This window comes from Streptomyces sp. NPDC086147, from assembly GCF_040702165.1.
Lineage (GTDB): Bacteria > Actinomycetota > Actinomycetes > Streptomycetales > Streptomycetaceae > Streptomyces.
The window spans coordinates 273649-292747 of the sequence record NZ_JBFBJO010000003.1; the positions used below are offsets into that span (position 1 = coordinate 273649).

At 74.1% G+C, this 19099-nt stretch carries 16 protein-coding genes; 9 read left to right on the plus strand and 7 right to left on the minus strand.

Translation table 11 applies throughout. The features are described from left to right. Window positions 1–40: 40 nt before the first annotated feature. Window positions 41–1738, minus strand: a complete 1698-nt coding sequence (gene paaN / locus AB0398_RS09335) for a phenylacetic acid degradation protein PaaN (protein WP_366373265.1) — start codon at window positions 1736–1738, stop codon at window positions 41–43. 124 nt (window positions 1739–1862) lie between these two features. On the opposite strand from paaN, the gene AB0398_RS09340 reads away from it, so the two are divergent. After that, window positions 1863–3530 (plus strand): 3-hydroxyacyl-CoA dehydrogenase, encoded by a 1668-nt coding sequence (locus tag AB0398_RS09340; RefSeq protein WP_366373267.1) that lies wholly within the window; start codon window positions 1863–1865, stop codon window positions 3528–3530. After that, window positions 3527–4120, plus strand: a complete 594-nt coding sequence (locus tag AB0398_RS09345) for a TetR/AcrR family transcriptional regulator (RefSeq protein ID WP_366373269.1) — start codon at window positions 3527–3529, stop codon at window positions 4118–4120. Before AB0398_RS09340 ends, AB0398_RS09345 begins: the two co-directional genes overlap by 4 nt. Window positions 4121–4143: 23 nt before the next feature. Here AB0398_RS09345 and AB0398_RS09350 read toward each other — a convergent pair whose 3' ends face one another. Beyond that, window positions 4144–4653, minus strand: a complete 510-nt coding sequence (locus tag AB0398_RS09350; protein WP_366373713.1) for an Lrp/AsnC family transcriptional regulator — start codon at window positions 4651–4653, stop codon at window positions 4144–4146. Between the two features lie 201 nt (window positions 4654–4854). Here AB0398_RS09350 and pdhA point away from each other — a divergent pair, with 201 nt between their 5' ends. The 7 genes from pdhA to AB0398_RS09385 all read left to right on the plus strand — a co-directional run bounded on the left by pdhA (window position 4855) and on the right by AB0398_RS09385 (window position 12996). Then, window positions 4855–6000 carry a pyruvate dehydrogenase (acetyl-transferring) E1 component subunit alpha gene (gene pdhA / locus AB0398_RS09355; protein ID WP_366373715.1) on the plus strand — a complete coding sequence of 382 codons (1146 nt, stop codon included), beginning with the start codon at window positions 4855–4857 and terminating at the stop codon, window positions 5998–6000. Beyond that, window positions 6000–7046 carry an alpha-ketoacid dehydrogenase subunit beta gene (locus tag AB0398_RS09360; RefSeq protein WP_366373270.1) on the plus strand — a complete coding sequence of 349 codons (1047 nt, stop codon included), beginning with the start codon at window positions 6000–6002 and terminating at the stop codon, window positions 7044–7046. The genes pdhA and AB0398_RS09360 overlap by 1 nt, the downstream gene beginning before the upstream one ends. Then, entirely contained in the window at window positions 7046–8395 is a 1350-nt protein-coding gene (locus tag AB0398_RS09365) for a dihydrolipoamide acetyltransferase family protein (protein WP_366373272.1), read from the plus strand. Before AB0398_RS09360 ends, AB0398_RS09365 begins: the two co-directional genes overlap by 1 nt. A gap of 80 nt (window positions 8396–8475) precedes the next feature. Further along, window positions 8476–9327: an NTP transferase domain-containing protein gene (locus AB0398_RS09370; RefSeq protein ID WP_366373275.1), complete on the plus strand. Its 852-nt coding sequence runs from the start codon at window positions 8476–8478 to the stop codon at window positions 9325–9327. 20 nt (window positions 9328–9347) lie between these two features. After that, a complete protein-coding gene (locus tag AB0398_RS09375; protein ID WP_366373277.1) occupies window positions 9348–10856 on the plus strand; it encodes a molybdopterin molybdotransferase MoeA in 1509 nt (502 codons plus the stop codon). Beyond that, a complete protein-coding gene (locus tag AB0398_RS09380; RefSeq protein ID WP_366373279.1) occupies window positions 10853–11938 on the plus strand; it encodes a potassium channel family protein in 1086 nt (361 codons plus the stop codon). The genes AB0398_RS09375 and AB0398_RS09380 overlap by 4 nt, the downstream gene beginning before the upstream one ends. A 71-nt stretch (window positions 11939–12009) precedes the next feature. Further along, window positions 12010–12996 carry an NAD(P)H-quinone oxidoreductase gene (locus AB0398_RS09385; protein WP_366373281.1) on the plus strand — a complete coding sequence of 329 codons (987 nt, stop codon included), beginning with the start codon at window positions 12010–12012 and terminating at the stop codon, window positions 12994–12996. A gap of 69 nt (window positions 12997–13065) precedes the next feature. Here the strand turns inward: AB0398_RS09385 and AB0398_RS09390 are convergent, their stop codons facing one another. The 5 genes from AB0398_RS09390 to AB0398_RS09410 form a co-directional block, all read right to left on the minus strand. Then, complete coding sequence (locus AB0398_RS09390; RefSeq protein ID WP_030206591.1) at window positions 13066–13611, minus strand: bacterial proteasome activator family protein; 546 nt, start codon at window positions 13609–13611, stop codon at window positions 13066–13068. Window positions 13612–13708: 97 nt separating this feature from the next. Further along, window positions 13709–16573: an FtsX-like permease family protein gene (locus AB0398_RS09395; RefSeq protein WP_366373283.1), complete on the minus strand. Its 2865-nt coding sequence runs from the start codon at window positions 16571–16573 to the stop codon at window positions 13709–13711. Continuing rightward, window positions 16570–17304 (minus strand): ABC transporter ATP-binding protein, encoded by a 735-nt coding sequence (locus AB0398_RS09400; RefSeq protein ID WP_366373285.1) that lies wholly within the window; start codon window positions 17302–17304, stop codon window positions 16570–16572. Before AB0398_RS09400 ends, AB0398_RS09395 begins: the two co-directional genes overlap by 4 nt. A 186-nt stretch (window positions 17305–17490) precedes the next feature. Continuing rightward, window positions 17491–18126: a PadR family transcriptional regulator gene (locus AB0398_RS09405; RefSeq protein WP_366373287.1), complete on the minus strand. Its 636-nt coding sequence runs from the start codon at window positions 18124–18126 to the stop codon at window positions 17491–17493. An 85-nt stretch (window positions 18127–18211) separates the two neighbouring features. Further along, window positions 18212–18970, minus strand: coding sequence for a hypothetical protein (locus AB0398_RS09410; RefSeq protein ID WP_366373289.1), 759 nt, complete (start codon window positions 18968–18970; stop codon window positions 18212–18214). Between the last annotated feature and the right edge of the window lie 129 nt (window positions 18971–19099).

Here is a 19099-nt window from a genome sequence, read left to right on the forward strand (position 1 = left end):
GGGACGGCGGGGCCCGGTGGGCCCCGCCGCACGCGGGAGGTCAGGCCTGGCGGCGGACCTCCACCACCCGGAAGCGGTTGGAGACGAAGGCGCCGTCGCACAGGGCGGCGTTCGCCGCCGGGTTGCCGCCGGAGCCGTGGAAGTCGGAGAACGCGGCCGTCTGGTTCACGTACACCCCGCCCGTCAGGTTCAGCGACAGCTGGGCCGACTCCTCCAGGCAGACCTCCTCCACCGCGCGCTCGACCTCCTCCGAGGACGTGTACGCGCCGACCGTCATCGCGCCCTTCTCGCGGACCGTGCGCCGCAGCAGCTCCAGGGCGTCGTCGGTGGAGTCCACCGCGACGGCGAAGGAGACCGGGCCGAAGCACTCCGAGAAGTACGCGTCCCGGGCCTCCGGCTTGGCGCCGTCCAGCTTCACGATCACCGGGGTGCGGACCACGGCGTCGGGGAACTCCGGATGGGCCACCTCGCGGGAGGCCAGCGCCACCTCGCCGAGCTCGGCGGCGGCCTCCAGGCGCGCCTTCACGTCCGGGTTGACCAGCGCGCCCAGCAGGCCGTTGGCCCGGGCGTCGTCGCCGAGGAGGCCGTCGACCGCCGCCGCGAGGTCGGCCACGACCTCGTCGTACGACTTGGGGCCCTGGTCGGTGGCGATGCCGTCGCGGGGGATCAGCAGGTTCTGCGGGGTGGTGCACATCTGGCCGCTGTAGAGGGACAGCGAGAAGGCCAGGTTGCCGAGCATGCCCCGGTAGTCGTCGGTGGAGTCCACCACGACCGTGTTGACCCCGGCCTTCTCGGTGTAGACCTGGGCCTGGCGGGCGTTGGCCTCCAGCCAGTCGCCGAAGGCGGTCGAGCCGGTGTAGTCGATGATCCGGACCTCGGGGCGCACGGCCAGGGTCTTGGCGATGCCCTCGCCGGGACGCTCGACGGCGAGCGCCACCAGGTTGGGGTCGAAGCCCGTCTCGGCGAGGACCTCGCGGGCGATCCGGACGGTGAGCGCGAGCGGCAGGACCGCGCGCGGGTGGGGCTTGACCAGGACCGGGTTGCCGGTGGCGAGGGAGGCGAACAGGCCCGGGTAGCCGTTCCAGGTGGGGAAGGTGTTGCAGCCGATCACCAGGGCGACGCCGCGGCCGACCGGGGTGAACTCCTTGCTCAGCTCCAGGGGGTCCCGCTTGCCCTGGGGCTTGGACCAGCCGGCCCGCCCGGCGGGGGTGCGGGTCTGCTCCGCGTACGCGTACGCCACGGCCTCCAGGCCCCGGTCCTGGGCGTGCGGGCCGCCGGCCTGGAACGCCATCATGAACGCCTGGCCGCTGGTGTGCATGACGGCGTGGGCGAACTCGTGGGTGCGGGCGGAGATCCGGGCGAGGATCTCCAGGCAGACCAGGGCGCGCGTCTCGGGCCCGGCGTCGCGCCAGGCGCCCGTCCCCTCGCGCATGGCGGGCAGCAGGACGTCGACGTCCGCGTGCGGGTACTCGACGCCGAGTTCCGGGCCGTACGGCGAGACCTCGCCGCCGGTCCAGCCGTCCGTGCCGGGCTGGTCCAGCTCGAAGCGGCCGTTCAGCAGGGACTGGTACGCGGCGAGGCCGGCCGCCGCGTCGAGCGAGCCGTCCGCCCCGTAGGCCTTCGGGTGCTCGGGGTGCGGCGACCAGTAGGCGCGGGTGCGGATGGTGTCGAGCGCCTGGTCGAGCGTGGACCGGTGCTTCTCGGCCAGACGGTCGGTGGTCGGCTGAGCGGTGGCCATGGGTGGACCAACTCCTCGTCGAGCTGGGCAGGGAGACACGTACGGAGTTAGAGTAACCGAACGATCGGTCGGGACAAGGGGGTCCGCCGATCCTGTGGAAAACCCATCGGGGAGGATCACTCCCATGAGTGCCGACGTGACCGTCAGGGGGAGCGACGACGTGACCGCCAACGAGGCCGCCGCCGTGGAGCAGGAACGCGTTGAAGCCGTGGAGACGGACCGGACCGGGGACGGAGGGGCGGGCCGGAGCGCGGACGCGGAGACGGACCGGGCCGAAGCCGCGGAGCCCGTCGCCCGGGACCGCGTCGTCGCCGTCGTCGGCACCGGGACCATGGGCCAGGGCATCGCCCAGGTCGCGCTGGTCGCCGGCCACCCCGTGCGCCTCTACGACAGCGCCCCCGGCCGGGCCGGGGAGGCCGTCGCCGCCCTCGCCGCCCGCCTCGACCGGCTCGTGGAGAAGGGCCGCCTGGACGCCGGCGCGCGCGAGGCGGCCGTTGGACGGCTGCACGCGGCCGGGGAACTCGCCGAGCTCGCGGACGCGGCCCTCGTCGTCGAGGCGATCGTCGAGGACCTGACGGTCAAGCGGCGGCTCTTCGCCGACCTGGAGGAGGTCGTCGGCGACGACACCGTCCTCGCCACCAACACCTCGTCGCTCTCCGTCACCGCCATCGCCGGGGGCCTGCGGCTGCCCGGCCGGTTCGTCGGACTGCACTTCTTCAACCCGGCGCCGCTGCTCCCGCTCGTCGAGGTCGTCAGCGGCTTCGCCACCGACCCGGACACCGCCACGCGCGCGTACGGGACGGTGAAGGGCTGGGGCAAGACGCCGGTGCGCTGCGCGGACACCCCCGGCTTCATCGTGAACCGGGTCGCGCGCCCCTTCTACGCCGAGGCGCTGCGCGTCCACGAGGAGGGCGGCGCGGACCCGGCCACCATCGACGCGGCCCTGCGTGAGAGCGGCGGCTTCCGCATGGGCCCGTTCGAGCTGACCGACCTGATCGGCCAGGACGTGAACGAGGCCGTCACCCGCTCCGTCTGGGACTCCTTCCACCAGGACCCCAAGTTCACCCCGTCGCTCGCACAGCGCCGGCTCGTCGAGTCGGGGCGCCTCGGCCGCAAGACGGGCCACGGCTGGTTCTCGTACGCAGAGGGCGCCGAGCGCCCCGAACCGCACACGGCGCCGCCGGCGAAGGCGCCGGAGAAGATCACCGTCCGGGGCGACCTGGAGCCCGCCGAGCCGCTGGTGAAGCTCTTCGAGGAGGCGGGGATCAAGGTCCGGCGCAAGAGCGGCAGCGGATACATCCAGCTCCCCGGCGGCGCCCGGCTCGGCCTGGCCGACGGCGAGACCGCCTTCGAGTACCCCGGCGAGGAGATCATCTACTTCGACCTCGCGCTTGACTACGCGCGCGCGACCCGGATCGTGCTGTCGACCGGCGAGGACACCCCGCCCGAATCCCTCGCCGAGGCCGTCGGCCTCTTCCAGGCCCTCGGCAAGCAGGTCTCCGTCATCGGCGACGTGCCCGGCATGATCGTCGCCCGTACGGTCGCGATGCTGGCTGACCTGGCGGCCGACGCGGTCGACCGGGGGGTCGCCACCGCCGAGGACGTCGACACGGCGATGCGGCTCGGCGTGAACTATCCGCTGGGGCCGCTGGAGTGGGCCGGGAAGGTGGGGCACGCGCGCGTACGGGGGCTGCTCATGTCCCTGCACGAGCGCTACCCGACGGGGCGGTACGCGCCGAGCCTGGGCACCGCCCGCCGGGGATACGCCGAGGAAGGACGTGACTCCCGATGACCACGGCGAAGCGCGACACGTACACCCCCGAGACGCTGCTCTCGGTCGCGGTGCGGGTCTTCAACGAGCGCGGTTACGACGGCACGTCCATGGAGCACCTGTCGAAGGCGGCGGGCATCTCCAAGTCGTCGATCTACCACCACGTGTCCGGCAAGGAGGAGCTGCTCCGGCGGGCGGTCAGCCGGGCGCTCGACGGCCTGTTCGCGGTCCTCGACGAGCCGGGGGCCGGGCAGGGCCGGGCCGTCGAGCGGGTCGAGTACGTCACGCGCCGCACGGTCGAGGTGCTGATCGAGGAGCTGCCGTACGTGACGCTCCTCCTCCGGGTGCGCGGCAACACGGCCACCGAGCGGTGGGCGATGGAGCGGCGCCGCGAGTTCGACCACCGGGTGGCCGACCTCCTGAAGGCTGCCGTCGCCGAGGGCGACCTGCGGGCCGACGTGGACATCCGGCTCGCGACCCGGCTGCTCTTCGGCATGATCAACTCGCTGGTGGAGTGGTACCGGCCGCACCCGGACACGGCGGCGGAGCGGCAGCGGATCGCCGGGACCGTCGTCCACCTCGCCTTCGACGGGCTGCGGACGGCCGACTGACGGCGGTCGGCCCGGGCGGCGCCTCAGTGGTCCGGGTCGAGGTCCGTCTCCTCGAAGACCAGCAGGGTCCGGGTCGAGAGCACCTCCGGGATCGACTGGAGCTTGGTGAGCACCAGCTCGCGCAGGGACCGGTTGTCCGGGGTGTGCACCAGGAGCAGCACGTCGAAATCGCCGCTGACCAGAGCGATGTGCGCGGCTCCCGGCAGGGCCTGGAGCTGTTCCCGCACGGTCCGCCAGGAGTTCTGGACGATCTTGAGCGTGATGTAGGCGGAGGCGCCGTGGCCCGCCCGCTCGTGGTTCACGCGGGCGCTGAAGCCCCGGATCACCCCGTCGTCGATGAGCCGGTTGATCCGCGCGTAGGCGTTGGCCCGGGAGACGTGCACCCGGTCGGCCACGGAGCGGATCGAGGCGCGTCCGTCCGTTTGGAGTATGCGCAGGATGTCGCGGTCGACGGCGTCCAGCGGGCGCGCGGGCGGGCCCGGCGGCTCCGTCGCGGGAGCCGGGGACACGACCTGCTCCCACTCGTCGGCCATTTGTTCATCCGCCATGTGCCCCCGCCTCTCTCCGGTGGACGACCTGTTCCCATCCCAGGCTGTGGAGAACCGTTTGTCCACAGGCTGGAGGTGCCTGTAGCCAAAATGCCTCCACGACCGAACAATCGGTAGGTGAGGCGCACCACACTCGCGCCGCCCGCCTTCGGGCTTCATGCCCGCTCCCACGAGGAGGTGGACTCGTTGCGACAGCGCAGTTCGACAGTCCAAGAGCCGCCCGGCGCCCCCGCCCACCGGACCGCCCCGCCGGCCTGGCAGCCGCGCACCGACCCCGCGCCGCTGCTGCCGGAGGCCGAGCCGCTGCGCGTGCTCGGCACGGACGCCGTGGCCGACGCCGATCCCGCGCTGCTGCTGAGGCTCTACGCGGAGCTGGTCCGCGGCCGCCGCTACAACACGCAGGCCACCGCCCTCACCAAGCAGGGCCGGCTCGCCGTGTACCCGTCCACCACCGGCCAGGAGGCGTGCGAGATCGCCGCCGCGGCCGTCCTGGAGGACCGGGACTGGCTCTTCCCCTCGTACCGCGACACCCTGGCGGCCGTGGCCCGCGGCCTCGACCCCGTCCAGGCCCTGACCCTGCTGCGCGGCGACTGGCACACCGGCTACGACCCGCACGAGTACCGGATCGCACCGCTCTGCACGCCCCTGGCCACCCAGCTCCCGCACGCCGTGGGCCTCGCCCACGCCGCCCGCCTCAAGGGCGACGACGTCGTCGCCCTCGCCATGGTCGGCGACGGCGGCACCAGCGAGGGCGACTTCCACGAGGCGCTGAACTTCGCGGCCGTCTGGCAGGCCCCCGTGGTCTTCTTCGTCCAGAACAACGGCTTCGCGATCTCCGTGCCGCTCGCCAAGCAGACCGCCGCCCCCTCCCTCGCCCACAAGGCCGTCGGATACGGCATGCCGGGCCGGCTGGTCGACGGCAACGACGTGGTCGCCGTCCACCAGGTGCTCGGCGAGGCCGTGGCACGCGCGCGGCGCGGCGGCGGACCGACCCTCGTCGAGGCCGTCACCTACCGGATCGACGCCCACACCAACGCCGACGACGCCACCCGCTACCGGGAGGCGGCCGAGGTCGAGACCTGGCGGGCGCACGACCCCGTCCTGATCCTCGAACGGGAACTGACCGAGCGCGGCCTGCTCGACGAGGACGGCAGGCGCGCCGCGGCCGAGGCCGCCGAGACGATGGCGGCGGAGCTGCGCGAACGGATGAACGCCGACCCGGTGCTCGACCCGATGGACCTGTTCGCCCACGTGTACGCGGAGCAGACCACGCAACTGCGCGAACAGGCGGCGCAGCTCCGCGCCGAGCTCGAAGCCGAGGGTGAGGCGTGATGACGACCGCGACGACCGGCCCCAAGGCGTCCGGGGCCGGCGGGAAGGCCGGGAAGGCCAAGCCCGCCACGATGGCGCAGGCGCTCCAGCGCGCCATGCGCGACGCCATGGCCGAGGACCCGACCGTCCACGTGATGGGCGAGGACGTCGGCACCCTCGGCGGGGTCTTCCGGGTCACCGACGGACTCGCGAAGGAGTTCGGCGAGGACCGCTGCACGGACACCCCGCTGGCCGAGGCCGGCATCCTCGGCGCGGCCGTCGGCATGGCCATGTACGGCCTGCGGCCGGTTGTGGAGATGCAGTTCGACGCCTTCGCCTATCCGGCGTTCGAGCAGCTGATCTCCCACGTGGCCCGCATGCGCAACCGCACGCGCGGCGCGATGCCGATGCCGATCGTCATCCGGGTGCCGTACGGCGGCGGGATCGGCGGCGTTGAGCACCACAGCGACTCCTCCGAGGCCTACTACACGGCCACCCCGGGCCTGCACGTCGTCACCCCGGCCACCGTCGAGGACGCCTACGGCCTGCTGCGCGCGGCCATCGCCTCCGACGACCCGGTGGTCTTCCTGGAGCCCAAGCGGCTCTACTGGTCCAAGTCCGACTGGTCCCCCGAGGCGCCCGCGTCCGTCGAGCCGATCGGGAAGGCCGTCGTGCGCCGCCGGGGCACCGGCGCCACCCTGATCACCTACGGCCCCTCGGTGCCGGTCTGCCTGGAGGCCGCCGAGGCCGCGCAGGCGGAGGGCTGGGACCTCGAAGTCGTCGACCTGCGCTCGCTCGTGCCGTTCGACGACGAGACCGTCTGCGCCTCGGTGCGGCGCACCGGACGCGCGGTCGTGGTCCACGAGTCGACCGGCTTCGGCGGCCCCGGTGCGGAGATCGCCGCCCGGGTGACCGAGCGCTGCTTCCACCACCTGGAGGCGCCGGTGCTGCGGGTCGCGGGCTTCGACATCCCGTACCCGCCGCCGATGCTGGAGCGGCACCACCTGCCCGGCGTGGACCGGGTCCTGGACGCGGTGGCCCGGCTCCAGTGGGAGGCGGGCAACTGATGGCCCAGGTCCTCGAATTCAAGCTTCCCGACCTCGGCGAGGGACTCACCGAGGCCGAGATCGTGCGCTGGCTGGTCGCCGTCGGCGACGTCGTCGCCGTCGACCAGCCGGTCGTCGAGGTCGAGACGGCCAAGGCCATGGTCGAGGTGCCCTGCCCGTACGGCGGCGTCGTCACCGCGCGGTACGGCGAGGAGGGCACCGAACTGCCCGTCGGCGCACCGCTCCTGACGGTCGCCGTGGGCGGTACGGGAGGGGCGGGGGGCACGGACGCTCCCGCCGCGGAGGAGGGTTCCGGGGACGCCGCCGAATCGGCCGTCTCCTCCGAGTACTCCGGCAACGTCCTCGTCGGGTACGGCACCGCCGGGCCCGCCGCCCGGCGCCGCCGGGTGCGGCAGACGGTCCCGGCCGCGACGCCCGAGACGGCGCCCGCACCCGTTCCCGTCCCCGCCCACCAGGGGCCCGTGCCCGTCATCTCGCCGCTCGTACGGAAGCTGGCCAGGGACGGGGGGCTCGATCTGCGGCAGGTGCGCGGTTCGGGGCCCGAGGGGCTGATCCTGCGGGCCGACGTGGAGCTGGCACTCACCACGGCCGGGGACCGGCAGACCGCCGCGCCCGCGCCCGTCCCTTCCCCCACGGCGTCCGCCGCCCCCGTCACGGCGGCGGGCGAGCGGGTCCCGCTGCGCGGGGTGCGCGGCGCGGTGGCGGACAAGCTGTCCCGCAGCCGTACGGAGATCCCCGACGCGACCTGCTGGGTCGACGCCGACGCGACCGAGCTGATGGCCGCGCGGGCGGCGATGAACGCGGCGGGCGGGCCGAAGATCTCACTGCTCGCGCTCCTCGCCCGGATCTGCGTCCACGCCCTGGCCCGGTTCCCCGAGCTCAACTCCACGGTCGACACCGCCGCCCGGGAGATCGTCCGACTGCCGGACGTGCACCTCGGGTTCGCCGCCCAGACCCCGCGCGGCCTGGTCGTCCCCGTGGTCAAGGACGCGGGGAGGCGGACGGCCGAGTCGCTGACGGAGGAGTTCGGGCGCCTGACCGAGGCCGCCCGGCAGTCCGCGCTCACCCCGGCCGACCTGACGGGAGGCACGTTCACCCTGAACAACTACGGGGTGTTCGGGGTCGACGGCTCCACGCCGATCATTAACCACCCCGAGGCCGCGATGCTCGGCGTCGGCCGGATCATCCCCAAACCCTGGGTGCACCGGGGCGAACTGGCCGTCCGTCAGGTGGTGCAGCTCTCGTTCACCTTCGACCACCGCGTCTGCGACGGCGGCACGGCGGGCGGCTTCCTGCGGTACGTGGCGGACTGCGTCGAACAGCCGTCGGTGCTGCTCCGCACGGTCTGACGGCACCCGTCGCCGCCCGGCCCGTCCCTCCCCGTGGGACGGGCCGGGCGTCCGTGGTCCCGGCGGCCCATACTGCTGGGGTGACCACCGCATACGACGCCGTCGTGCTCGCCGGGGGCGCCGCCCGGCGCCTCGGCGGCACCGACAAGCCCGGGGTACGGGTCGGCGGCCGGACCCTCCTCGACCGGGTGCTCGCGGCCTGCTCCGACGCCGGCCGGACCGTGGTCGTCGGCTCCCCCCGGCCGACCGGCCGCCCCGTCCGCTGGACCGGGGAGGACCCGCCCGGCGGCGGCCCGGTGGCCGCCCTCGACGCGGGGGCGCGGAAGACGGAGGCCGCCGTCCTGCTCGTCCTCTCCGCCGACCTGCCCTTCCTGGACGGCGCCACCGTACGGAGCCTCCTCGGCGCGCTGGACGAGGACCCCGGGACCGAGGCCGTGCTCCTCACCGACGCCGAGGGGCGCGACCAGCCGCTCGTCGCCGCGTACCGGTCCGGTCCGCTGCGGCGCGAGCTGGACCGGCTCGCGCACGAGCACGGCGGTCTCGCCCGTCTCCCCCTGCGCCGCCTCACGCACGCGCTCCGGCTCGCCCGGCTCCCCGCGGGCCCTCTCGCCTCCTTCGACTGCGACACCTGGGAGGACATCGCCACGGCCCGCGCCCGCATCAGGGAGCATGGGAGCGTGCTGGATGAATGGATCACCGCAGTCAAGGACGAACTGGGCATCGAGCTGGACGTCGACACCGGCGTACTGCTCGATCTGGCCCGCGACGCCGCCCACAACGTGGCCCGCCCCGCCGCGCCCCTGACCACCTTCCTGGTGGGATACGCGGCGGCGCGTGCTGGCGAGGGCGGCCCGGAGGCGGTCGCGGAGGCAGCCCGCAAGGCCGCGGCGCTCGCCCTGCGCTGGGAAGCCGAGCAGGACGGGGCCGGATGAGCCTGAAGGAGCCCGCTCCCGTGGCCCCCGGATCCGCCGACGACGCGCCCCACCCCGCCGCACCCGCCGGTGGCGCCGGAGCCGGGCACCCGCACCGGGCCACCGCCTGGCCCGAGGCGCGGGCCGCCGCGCGCCGGGCCGGGATCGCGGCCCGGGCCGGCCGGGAGCCGTCGGCGCTCCCGTCGGCGAAGGCGCTCGGCCAGGTCCTGACGGAACCGCTCACGGCCCTCGCCGACCTGCCCCCCTTCGACACCTCCGCCATGGACGGCTGGGCGGTCGCGGGCCCCGGACCCTGGCGCGTGCGCGAGGGGACCGCGGTCCTCGCCGGGCACGCCCCGGCCGCAGCCCTGGCCGACAGCGAGGCGGTACGGATCGCCACCGGCGCCCCCGTCCCGCCCGGGACCACGGCCGTCCTCCGGAGCGAGCACTCCCGCACGGAGCACGCCCGCACCGAACCACCCCGCACGGGGCCCTCCGAGACCGAACCTCCCCGCACGGGGCCCTCCGACACCGAACCTCCCCGCACGGAGTACGCCCGTACCGAGCACTCGGGCGGCGGGCGTCACGCGCTGCTGCACGCCCTGCGCGAGGTCGTCGCCGGGCAGGACATCCGTTCCCGGGGCCAGGAGTGCCGCACCGGCGACGCGCTGCTGCCCGCCGGCACCCTCGTCACCCCCGCCGTCCTCGGCCTCGCCGCGGCCGCCGGATACGACGAACTCCCCGTGCTGCCCCGCCCCCGCGTGGAGGTCCTGGTCCTCGGCGACGAGCTCCTCGCCTCCGGTCTCCCCCGCGAGGGCCTCATCCGGGACGCCCTCGGCCCGATGCTCGGCCCCTGGCTGGCGGCGCTCGGCGCGGACGTCCTCGCCACCCGCAGGATCGGCGACGACGCCGAAGCGCTGTACGCGGCCGTCACCGGCTCCGCCGCCGATCTGGTCGTCACCACCGGGGGCACCGCCGCCGGGCCCGTGGACCACGTCCACCGCGTGCTCGACAAGGCCGGTGCCACGCTCCTGGTCGACGGGGTGAAGGTGCGGCCGGGGCACCCCATGCTCCTCGCCCGCCTCGGCGCCGACCCCGCCCGCCCGCTCCACGTACGCCATCTCGTCGGCCTGCCCGGCAACCCGCTCGCGGCCGTCTCCGGGCTCCTCACCCTCGCCGCCCCGCTGCTCGACGCTTTGACCGAGCCCGTACCTCCCACGGGGGCCGACCCCCTCGCCGAGGGCGGGAGCCGCCCCGAGGACGGGGCCGGATCAGAGGCCCGCACCCCCGTGCCGTACCGTGTGCCCGTTCGGGACGAGGTGCACGGGCACCCCCATGACACACGACTCGTCCCGGTCGTCCGCCGCAGCGGGTCGGCCGTTCCGCTGCGCTACAACGGTCCGGCCATGCTCCGCGGCATCGCCGCCGCGGACGGCCTGGCCGTCGTCCCGCCCGGCGGGGCACGGCCCGGACAGGAACTGGACGTCCTCGATCTTCCCTGGCCGCCGACGGCGGGGGCCGTACCGGCCCAAGGAGCGTGTTTCACGTGAAACTTCCCAGTCGTGACGTGATGGCCCGCCAGGCGGAGGAGAAGATCTCCGGCCCGCGGGTCACCCTGCCCCGCCGGGAGGTGGAGCGGCCGCTCCGCCAGGTCGGCAAGCGGCTGCTCATGGCGCTCGGCGTCCTCTTCGTGACGATCCTCCTCGTCTACTTCGACCGGGACGGCTACCACGACAACGCCGACGAGGCGCTCGACTTCCTCGACTGCGCCTACTACGCGACCGTGACGCTCTCCACCACCGGGTACGGCGACATCGTCCCGTACAGCGACTCGGCGCGGCTCGTCAACATCCTGCTGGTCACGCCCCTGCGCGTGCTGTTTCTGATCATCCTGGTCGGTACCACCCTGGAGGTCCTCACCGAGCGGACCCGGGAGGAGTTCCGGCTGAATCGCTGGAGGTCCACCTTGCGCGACCACACCGTCATCGTCGGGTTCGGCACGAAGGGGCGGTCCGCGATCCAGACCCTCTGCGCGACCGGGCTCAGCAAGGAGCAGATCGTCATCGTCGATCCCTCCAGCAAGGTGATCGAGACGGCGAACGCGGACGGTTTCGTCGGCGTCATCGGCGACGCGACCCGCAGCGCCGTACTGCTCCGCGCCGAGGTGCAGCGGGCCCGACAGATCGTCATCGCCACCCAGCGCGACGACACGGCCGTCCTGGTCACCCTGACCGCGCGCCAGCTCAACCGGGGCGCGAAGATCGTCGCCGCCGTCCGTGAGGAGGAGAACGCGCCGCTGCTGCGCCAGTCCGGCGCGGACGCGGTCATCACCAGCGCCAGCGCCGCCGGACGCCTGCTCGGCCTCTCGGTACTCAGTCCCAGCGCCGGCACGGTGATGGAGGACCTGATCCAGCAGGGCTCCGGGCTCGACCTGGTCGACCGCCCCGTGACCAAGAGCGAGGTGGGCAAGGGCCCCCGGGAGACCGAGGACCTGGTGGTGAGCGTGCTCCGGGGCCACCGCCTGCTCAGTTACGACGACCCCGCCGCCGGTCCGCTCCAGGCCACCGACCGGGTGATCACCATCGTGCGCGCCACGCCGGTGACCCGGCTCTCCACCCCGCCGGAGGACTGAGTCTGTCCGCCGGGACGGATCCACCACGGCGCACCCGTCCCGGCGGTGATCGCCGGAGTAGCCTCGCCGCCATGCATGCGATCACGATTCCGGAACCCGGCGGACCCGAGGCCCTGGTCTGGTCCGAGGTGCCCGATCCCGTACCCGGCGAGGGCGAGGTGCTCGTCGAGGTGGTGGCGAGCGCGGTCAACCGCGCCGACCTGCTCCAGCGCCAGGGCTTCTACGACCCGCCGCCGGGCAGCTCCCCGTACCCCGGCCTGGAGTGTTCGGGCCGGATCGCCGCGCTCGGCCCCGGGGTGTCCGGCTGGGCCGTCGGCGACGAGGTGTGCGCGCTGCTCACCGGCGGCGGCTACGCGGAGAAGGTCGTGGTCCCGGCCGGTCAGCTCCTGCCGGTGCCCAAGGGCCTCGACCTGGCCACGGCCGCCGCGCTCCCCGAGGTGGCGTGCACGGTCTGGTCCAACGTCTTCATGATCGCCCATCTGCGGCCGGGCGAGACGCTCCTCGTGCACGGCGGCGCGAGCGGGATCGGCACGATGGCGATCCAGCTCGCGAAGGCGGTCGGGGCCCGGGTCGTGGTCACCGCCGGAAGCCCCGGGAAGCTGGCGCGCTGCGCCGAGCTGGGCGCGGACGTCCTCATCGACTACCGCGAGCAGGACTTCGTCGAGGAGCTGGCCGGGGCGACGGACGGGGCCGGGGCGGACGTCATCCTGGACATCGTCGGCGCCAAGTACCTGGAACGGAACGTGAAGGCGCTCGCCGTGAACGGGCGCCTGGTGATCATCGGCCTCCAGGGCGGGGTGAAGGGCGAGCTGAACCTCGGGGCGCTGCTCGCGAAGCGCGGTGCCGTCATGGCGACCACGCTGCGGTCCCGTCCGCCGCAGGAGAAGGCGGCGATCGTCGCCGCCGTCCGGGAGCACGTCTGGCCGCTGATCGAGGCGGGCACGATCCGGCCGGTCGTCGACCGCACGGTGCCGCTGCCGGAGGCCGCCGACGCGCACCGGGCGCTGGAGGCCGGCGACCACGTCGGCAAGGTCCTGCTCCTCGCTCCCGGCGCCTGACCCGTTACGCACAGGGGCCCGGCACACGGTGTGTGTGCCGGGCCCCTGTGCGTACGACCGCCGTACGACCTACAGGTACGGCCCCGAGCGGACCGCGTGGCCCGGGCCGTGGTCGTCGTCATCGTCGTGACCGGCCCCCGGCGGCAGGGCCCGGCGCATCTGCTCCAACTGGGCGCGGGCCGCCATCTGCTGGGCGAACAGCGCCGTCTGGATGCCGTGGAAGAGGCCCTCCAGCCAGCCCACCAGCTGCGCCTGCGCGATGCGCAGCTCCGCCTCGGAGGGGATCGCCTCGTCCGTGAACGGCAGGGAGAGCCGCTCCAGTTCCTCGACCAGTTCGGGCGCGAGCCCGTCCTCCAGCTCCTTCACGGAGCTGGCGTGGATGTCCTTGAGCCTGACCCGGCTGGCCTCGTCCAGAGGAGCCGCGCGTACTTCTTCCAGGAGCTGCTTGATCATGCTGCCGATCCGCATGACCTTCGCAGGCTGCTCGACCATTTCCGTCACCGGGACCTCGCGGGATTCGTCGTCGCCCTGAGTGCCGCCGAGCGCCATCCCGTCCTGTCCCACGATGAGGACCTGGGGGCTCTCCTGCGACCTGTCATTCCTCGGCATCTCCATGCCGCCATTCTCTCGTACACGTGCTTCACCACGGGGTGTGCCCCTGTACGAGGGTGATCCACCCTCGTACAGGGGCACAGATGGGCGGCGAAGAGCGTCAGGTCGCCGCGCGCCGGGCCAGCGCGCCGCGCGAGCGGGTCACCAGGGCGGCGAGCAGGGCGGCGCCCAGCGGCACGGCGACGAGCAGGACGGCCAGCGTCTCCCACGGGACGACGATCGGCAGGTCCGGCGGCACCGCGTCGGTTCCGGTCCAGCCCTCGGCGATGCTCTGCTCGTGGTAGCGGAGCTGGTCGCGCTCCTCGGTGAGCCGGAGCCCCACGGCGGGCAGCAGTCCGGCGGCCGAGCCGAGGACCACGCCCATCGCGGCGACGACCCCGCACTGGAAACCGCTGAGCGTGCGGCGGACCCGGGGCGGGGCGCCCACGGCGGCGAGCGTCTTCAGGTCGGCCTCGGCGTCGGCCTGGGCGAGCCCGGTGGCGATGCCGGCGGCGCCGATGGTGACGAGGCCCGCGAAGATCGCCAGCGAGAGCAGGACGATGCCGTACTCGTTGACGAAACCTTCCTCCACATGCAGCTCGACGTCGCTGCCGAGCTTGGCGATCTCGCCGTCGAGCTTCTGCCGCTGCTCGCCGTCCGGGAGCCGGTCGGTGGCGGCGTACACGCCCAGCGGCACGGTGGAGAGACCGGCGGCCTTGGCCGCGGCCGGGGTCATCACGGCCTGGAGCCCGTAGGAGTTCTTGCCGCCGGGCACCAGGTAGGCGGGCACGGAGCTGACCTTGCCGGGTGCGGGACGGCCTTCCTCCATGGCCTTGTCGGCGGCGGTGGTGTCGGTGATCTGCTTGAGCCCGATGGTGCCGTTCTTGTCGATCTGGGCCCGGTCGAAGGTGACGATCCTGCCGTCGGCGAGGGCCTTCTCGGCCCCGGGGTCGTCGACGCCGAGCACCTTGAGGAGCGTGGCGTCACCGACGAGCAGACCGCCGTCGACGTAGATCCCGCTGTGGAAGGACTCCTTGCAGCGCCAGTCCTCGGTGAGCATCTTCCGCCGCTGGTCGGGCGTGAACTTCTCCGCGGGGTCGCCGCCGCCCGGGACCGACACGTACAGCGGGCACTCGTTCGCCGGGGGCACGACGACCTCGAAGCGTCCGCAGCCCGCGTCGTTGCTCCACGGGGCACAGCCGGGCTTGCCGACCGTGACGCGGTCGACGTCGGCGCGCAGCTCGACGGGAAGGTACCGCTGGACGGCCTCGCGGACCGCCGGGACGTCCCGGCCGCCCTCTTCGCGGACGAAGGCGGCGGCGACGCCGTACGGCAGCTTGGGCTCGTACGAGGCCCTGTTCTCGGCCTCCCTGCTGGCCATGTACGTGGAGACGGCGACCGTCCCCGCGACGGCGGCGAGCACGGCGGCGACGGCCGGAGCCGTACGGCCCCGGTTGCGGACGGCGTCCCGCAGCGCCAGGCGCGGGGAGAGCGGCATCCAGCGTCCGGTGCGTCCGAACAGGCCCACCAGGGCCGGGGTCATCGCGACGACGCCCAGCTCGGCGAGGGCGGAGCCGGCCGCCACCACGGCGACCTGCTCGGTGACGAGGGAGCCGAGGAGGGCGACGGACCCGCCGAGCAGGAGGGCCACGAGGCCGATTACCGGCAGCACCCGGCTGCCGCGGCGGACACCGCGCCGGCCGGTGAGCGAGGAGAGGACGCTCTGCCGGGAGGCGGTGACGGCTGGGACGATCGCGGCGAGCAGACCGGTCAGGACCGCGAGCAGCGCGATGGCGAGGAGTTCGAGCGGCCGGACGTCGAAGGAGCCGAACCGCTGGCCCATCGCCTGTTCGAGGAGCGGCTGGAGCGCCAGGGTCAGGGCCACGGCGAGCAGGGTGCCGACGACGGCCGCCGCGACGCCGATGACCAGACCGCCGCTCAGCACGATCGCCCGGATGTGGCTGCGGGCACCGCCGTTGGCACCGACCAGACCGAGCTGGCGGCGCGAGCGGCGGGCGCCGACCGCGAAGGCGGGTCCGGCGAGGAGGCAGATCTCCAGCATCGCCAGGCCCACGACGGTCGCGACGGCGGCGAGTTCGGCGGCCCGTCCCCCGGGCCCGACCTCGTAGTTGCCCCAGCCGTCCTTCTGGTAGAGCGGCACGTCGGCGTCGGCGGGCGGGGAGAGGAGCACGGCGCGCGAGGCGACCAGGACGCCCTTGGTGTTGATCTCCTGGACGGTGTTCCACGTGAAACCACCGGACTTCCGCACCAGGTACGAGACGGAGGAGCCGGGGGCCGGCAGACCGGCCTTCTGGACGGCCGTCGCGTACGGGGCGAGGAAGGCGCCGGGAAGCGCGTTGACCTGATCCGCCTTGAGCGAGTCGGGAAGTTCGTAGGAGCCGACGATCCGATACGGACGCTCGAAGTTGCGAGCGGAAAGGGTCGAGCCGATCGACAGACCGCTGGTCTCCAGGAAGTGCGAGGTCGCCATGACCTCGTCGCTCTTCTCCGGGTAGCGCCCCTCCAGGAGCGGCATGATGCCGCGGGCGACCGGGTCGGACGCCTTCAGCTCGCGCACCTCGGTCATGAGCAGGCCGTGGGACGTGGTCAGCTTGGCCGACCCGACGCGGTCCGTGAGGACGGTGGCGCCCGCGGGGAAGGTCTTGCTGACGTCGGTGCTGCCCGACGGCCACCGCTCGTCGTCCTCCTTCCTGGCCGGCGCGCTCATCTCACCGGCCGGGTCCTGGAGGATCGGCACGCCGGCCATGTCGGCGTCCCGGAAGCGCGCGTCGGCCGCGCCGATCGTCCGGTCCGCCTTCTCGGCGGGGGACAGCTCCGAGCTGCGGAAGGTCAGGTCGAAGGCGCTGACGCCCAGGATGGGCAGGGCGATCATCGCGAGGACGAGGGCGCTGCGGCCCTTGGCGCGCCAGGCGTCGCGGCGGGCGATGCGGATCGCGGCCCGCCAGGAGTGGAACCAGGTCTTCACGCTTCCGCCACCCGGCCCGAGAGGAGGGAGTCGGCCTCGCTGCGCACGGTCTGGTCGACGATGGCGCCGTCCCGCAGGAACACGACGCGGTCGGCCCAGGCGGCGAACCGGGGCTCGTGGGTGACGAGGACGCCGGCGGCGCCCGCGTCGCAGCGGGAGCGGAGCAGGGCGAGGACGGACTCGCCGGTCTCGGAGTCGAGGGCGCCGGTCGGCTCGTCGGCGAGGACCAGACGGCGGTCGCCGACCAGGGCGCGGGCGATGGCCACGCGCTGCTGCTGACCGCCGGACATCTCGTCGGGGAAGCGGTCGGCGAGGTGCCCGAGCGCCATCTCCTCCAGGGCGGCGAGGGCCTCGACGCGCGCCTTGCGGGCGGAGGTCCCGTCCAGCTCGCGCGGCAGGGCGACGTTCTCGGCGGCGGTGAGGGCCGGGATGAGGTTGTAGTCCTGGAAGACGTAGCCGATGCTGCGGCGGCGCAGGGCCGCGAGCTGCTTGATGCCGACCTTGGTGATGTCGGTGTCCTCGACGATCACCTCGCCCGAGGTGGGGGAGTCCAGGCCGCCCGCGATGGTGAGCAGGGTGGACTTGCCGGAGCCGGACGGGCCCATGACGGCGACGAGCTCACCGGGGTACACGGCGAGGTCGATGCCGCGCAGGGCGTGCACCTCGGTGGCGCCCGAGCCGTGGACCCGGGTCAGGTTCTTCAGTTGCAGCACGGGCTGCTGTGCGGACATGGAAGGGTTCCCCCCTTGGGCGCACCGGGCGGTCGGCCGGGTACGGAGCGTGCGGTGGAAGGTGGTGCGTCGGAAGTACGGATGCGTCGGAAGTGCGGAGGTACGGATGCGCCGGACGGACGAAGGGGCGCAGACGGGCGGTCGGCGCGCCCCGGAGTCATGGACGGGTGCGCAGTGCTCCCGGAGTCACGAACGGGTGCGGGCGGCCCGGGCGCCCGACCGCGCGGCGGGGGCCGGGGCGGGCGCCGGGGCCTCGGCGTCCGGTGCCGAGCGCGCGGTCGCCGAGAGGCGGATCAGCCGGGACTCGCAGTGGTCCAGCCAGCGCGCCTCGGCCTCCGTCTGGAAGATCAGCTGCTCCAGGACGAGCAGCCAGGCCACGTCGTCCCGCTCCAGGCTCCCGCCGCCCTCGACGGCCAGGAGCGCCTGGGCCTTGAGCCGGGTGTAGTCCTGCATCGCCTGCACGGTGTGGCGGCGCTGGGACTGGATGACGTCGCGGATGTCGACGCTGGGCGCGCCCACCGCCATGGCGAGCTTGATCGCGAGCTCGTCACGGGCGGGGCTGGTGCGGTCCACCGGCTTCTCGAACCAGGTCCTCAGCTCGGCGCGCCCGCTGTCGGTGATCGCGTAGAGCGTGTGCCCGGCCTCGTCCTCGCCGCCCTGCGCGACCATTCCGTCGCGCTCCAGGCGGTTGAGGGTCGTGTAGACCTGGCCGACGTTGAGCGGCCAGGTGGAACCGGTGCGGGACTCGAACTCCGTACGGAGCTGGGAGCCGTAGCGCGGACCGCGTTCGAGGAGGGCGAGGAGCCCGTGGCGGATGGACATACTCAGTATGTATACCGGGTATGCCGCCGCGGACAACCGACCTGAGGCGGAAGCGGGAGGTCCCACTCAAGGGGGACTCCGGCCCTCAGCGGCGGCGCATCCGAAGCCCCAGAAAACCGATCCCGAGCCCCATCAGGGCCAGCCCCACTCCCAGGGTGAGCACGGGAATCCGCTGGTGAACGAGGTCGGAGGCGGCCTCGTTGTCCATTTCGGGTGCGACGTCGGACAGGCTGGCGGGCGCGGCCTCGGGCGGCGCGGGCTCCTCCTCGCGTACCGCTCCGCCCTCCTCCTCCGCGTCCTCCCACGGCTCCGATTCCGTAGCGGTTTCGGTACGGGAGGAGCTTTCCGGGGGCGTCGGGGCGGTCTCGGTGCGGCCGGGCCGGACCCTGCCCTCGGCGGCGGGCCGGCCCGCGAGGGAGGCGGAGGGCTCCGGCGCGGGGACGCCGGAGGGCCCGGTCTGCGTGACCGGGGAGGCCGCTCCGGCACCGGCGGGCGCGGGAGCGGGCGGGACCACGGCTCCGACGCGCCCCGGCGGGACGGAGGCGGCACCGGAGGCGGACGCGGGAGCCGAAGCGGAGACGGGAGCGGAGGCGGACGCCGATGCGGACGCGGGGGCCGACGGCGGAGCGGTCGCGGAGGGGATGCCCGGCGGGGCCGCGGAGGAGGAGGCGGAGGGGGCCGGGGTGGTGCCGGTGGGCGCCGGGGCCGTGGTCCCCGCCGTGGCGGCGGGGGGCCCCTCCGGATGCGCGAGGGGGGCGGCGTACAGGGCGCAGGCGCAGGTGAACGCGCAGATGAGTGCGGGGCGCAGGGCTCGGGCCCGCGCCCCGCGGAGTACTGGAGTCACCGGGTGACCCCCTCCCGTACCGAGCCGCCGAGGTCTTCGGCTCAGCGTCACATGTCGGGATGATTCCGGCATCCGGTACGCGCCCGGAGAGGGAGACGGGAATCCCCCGGGGGCCCGCCGCGGCGAGAC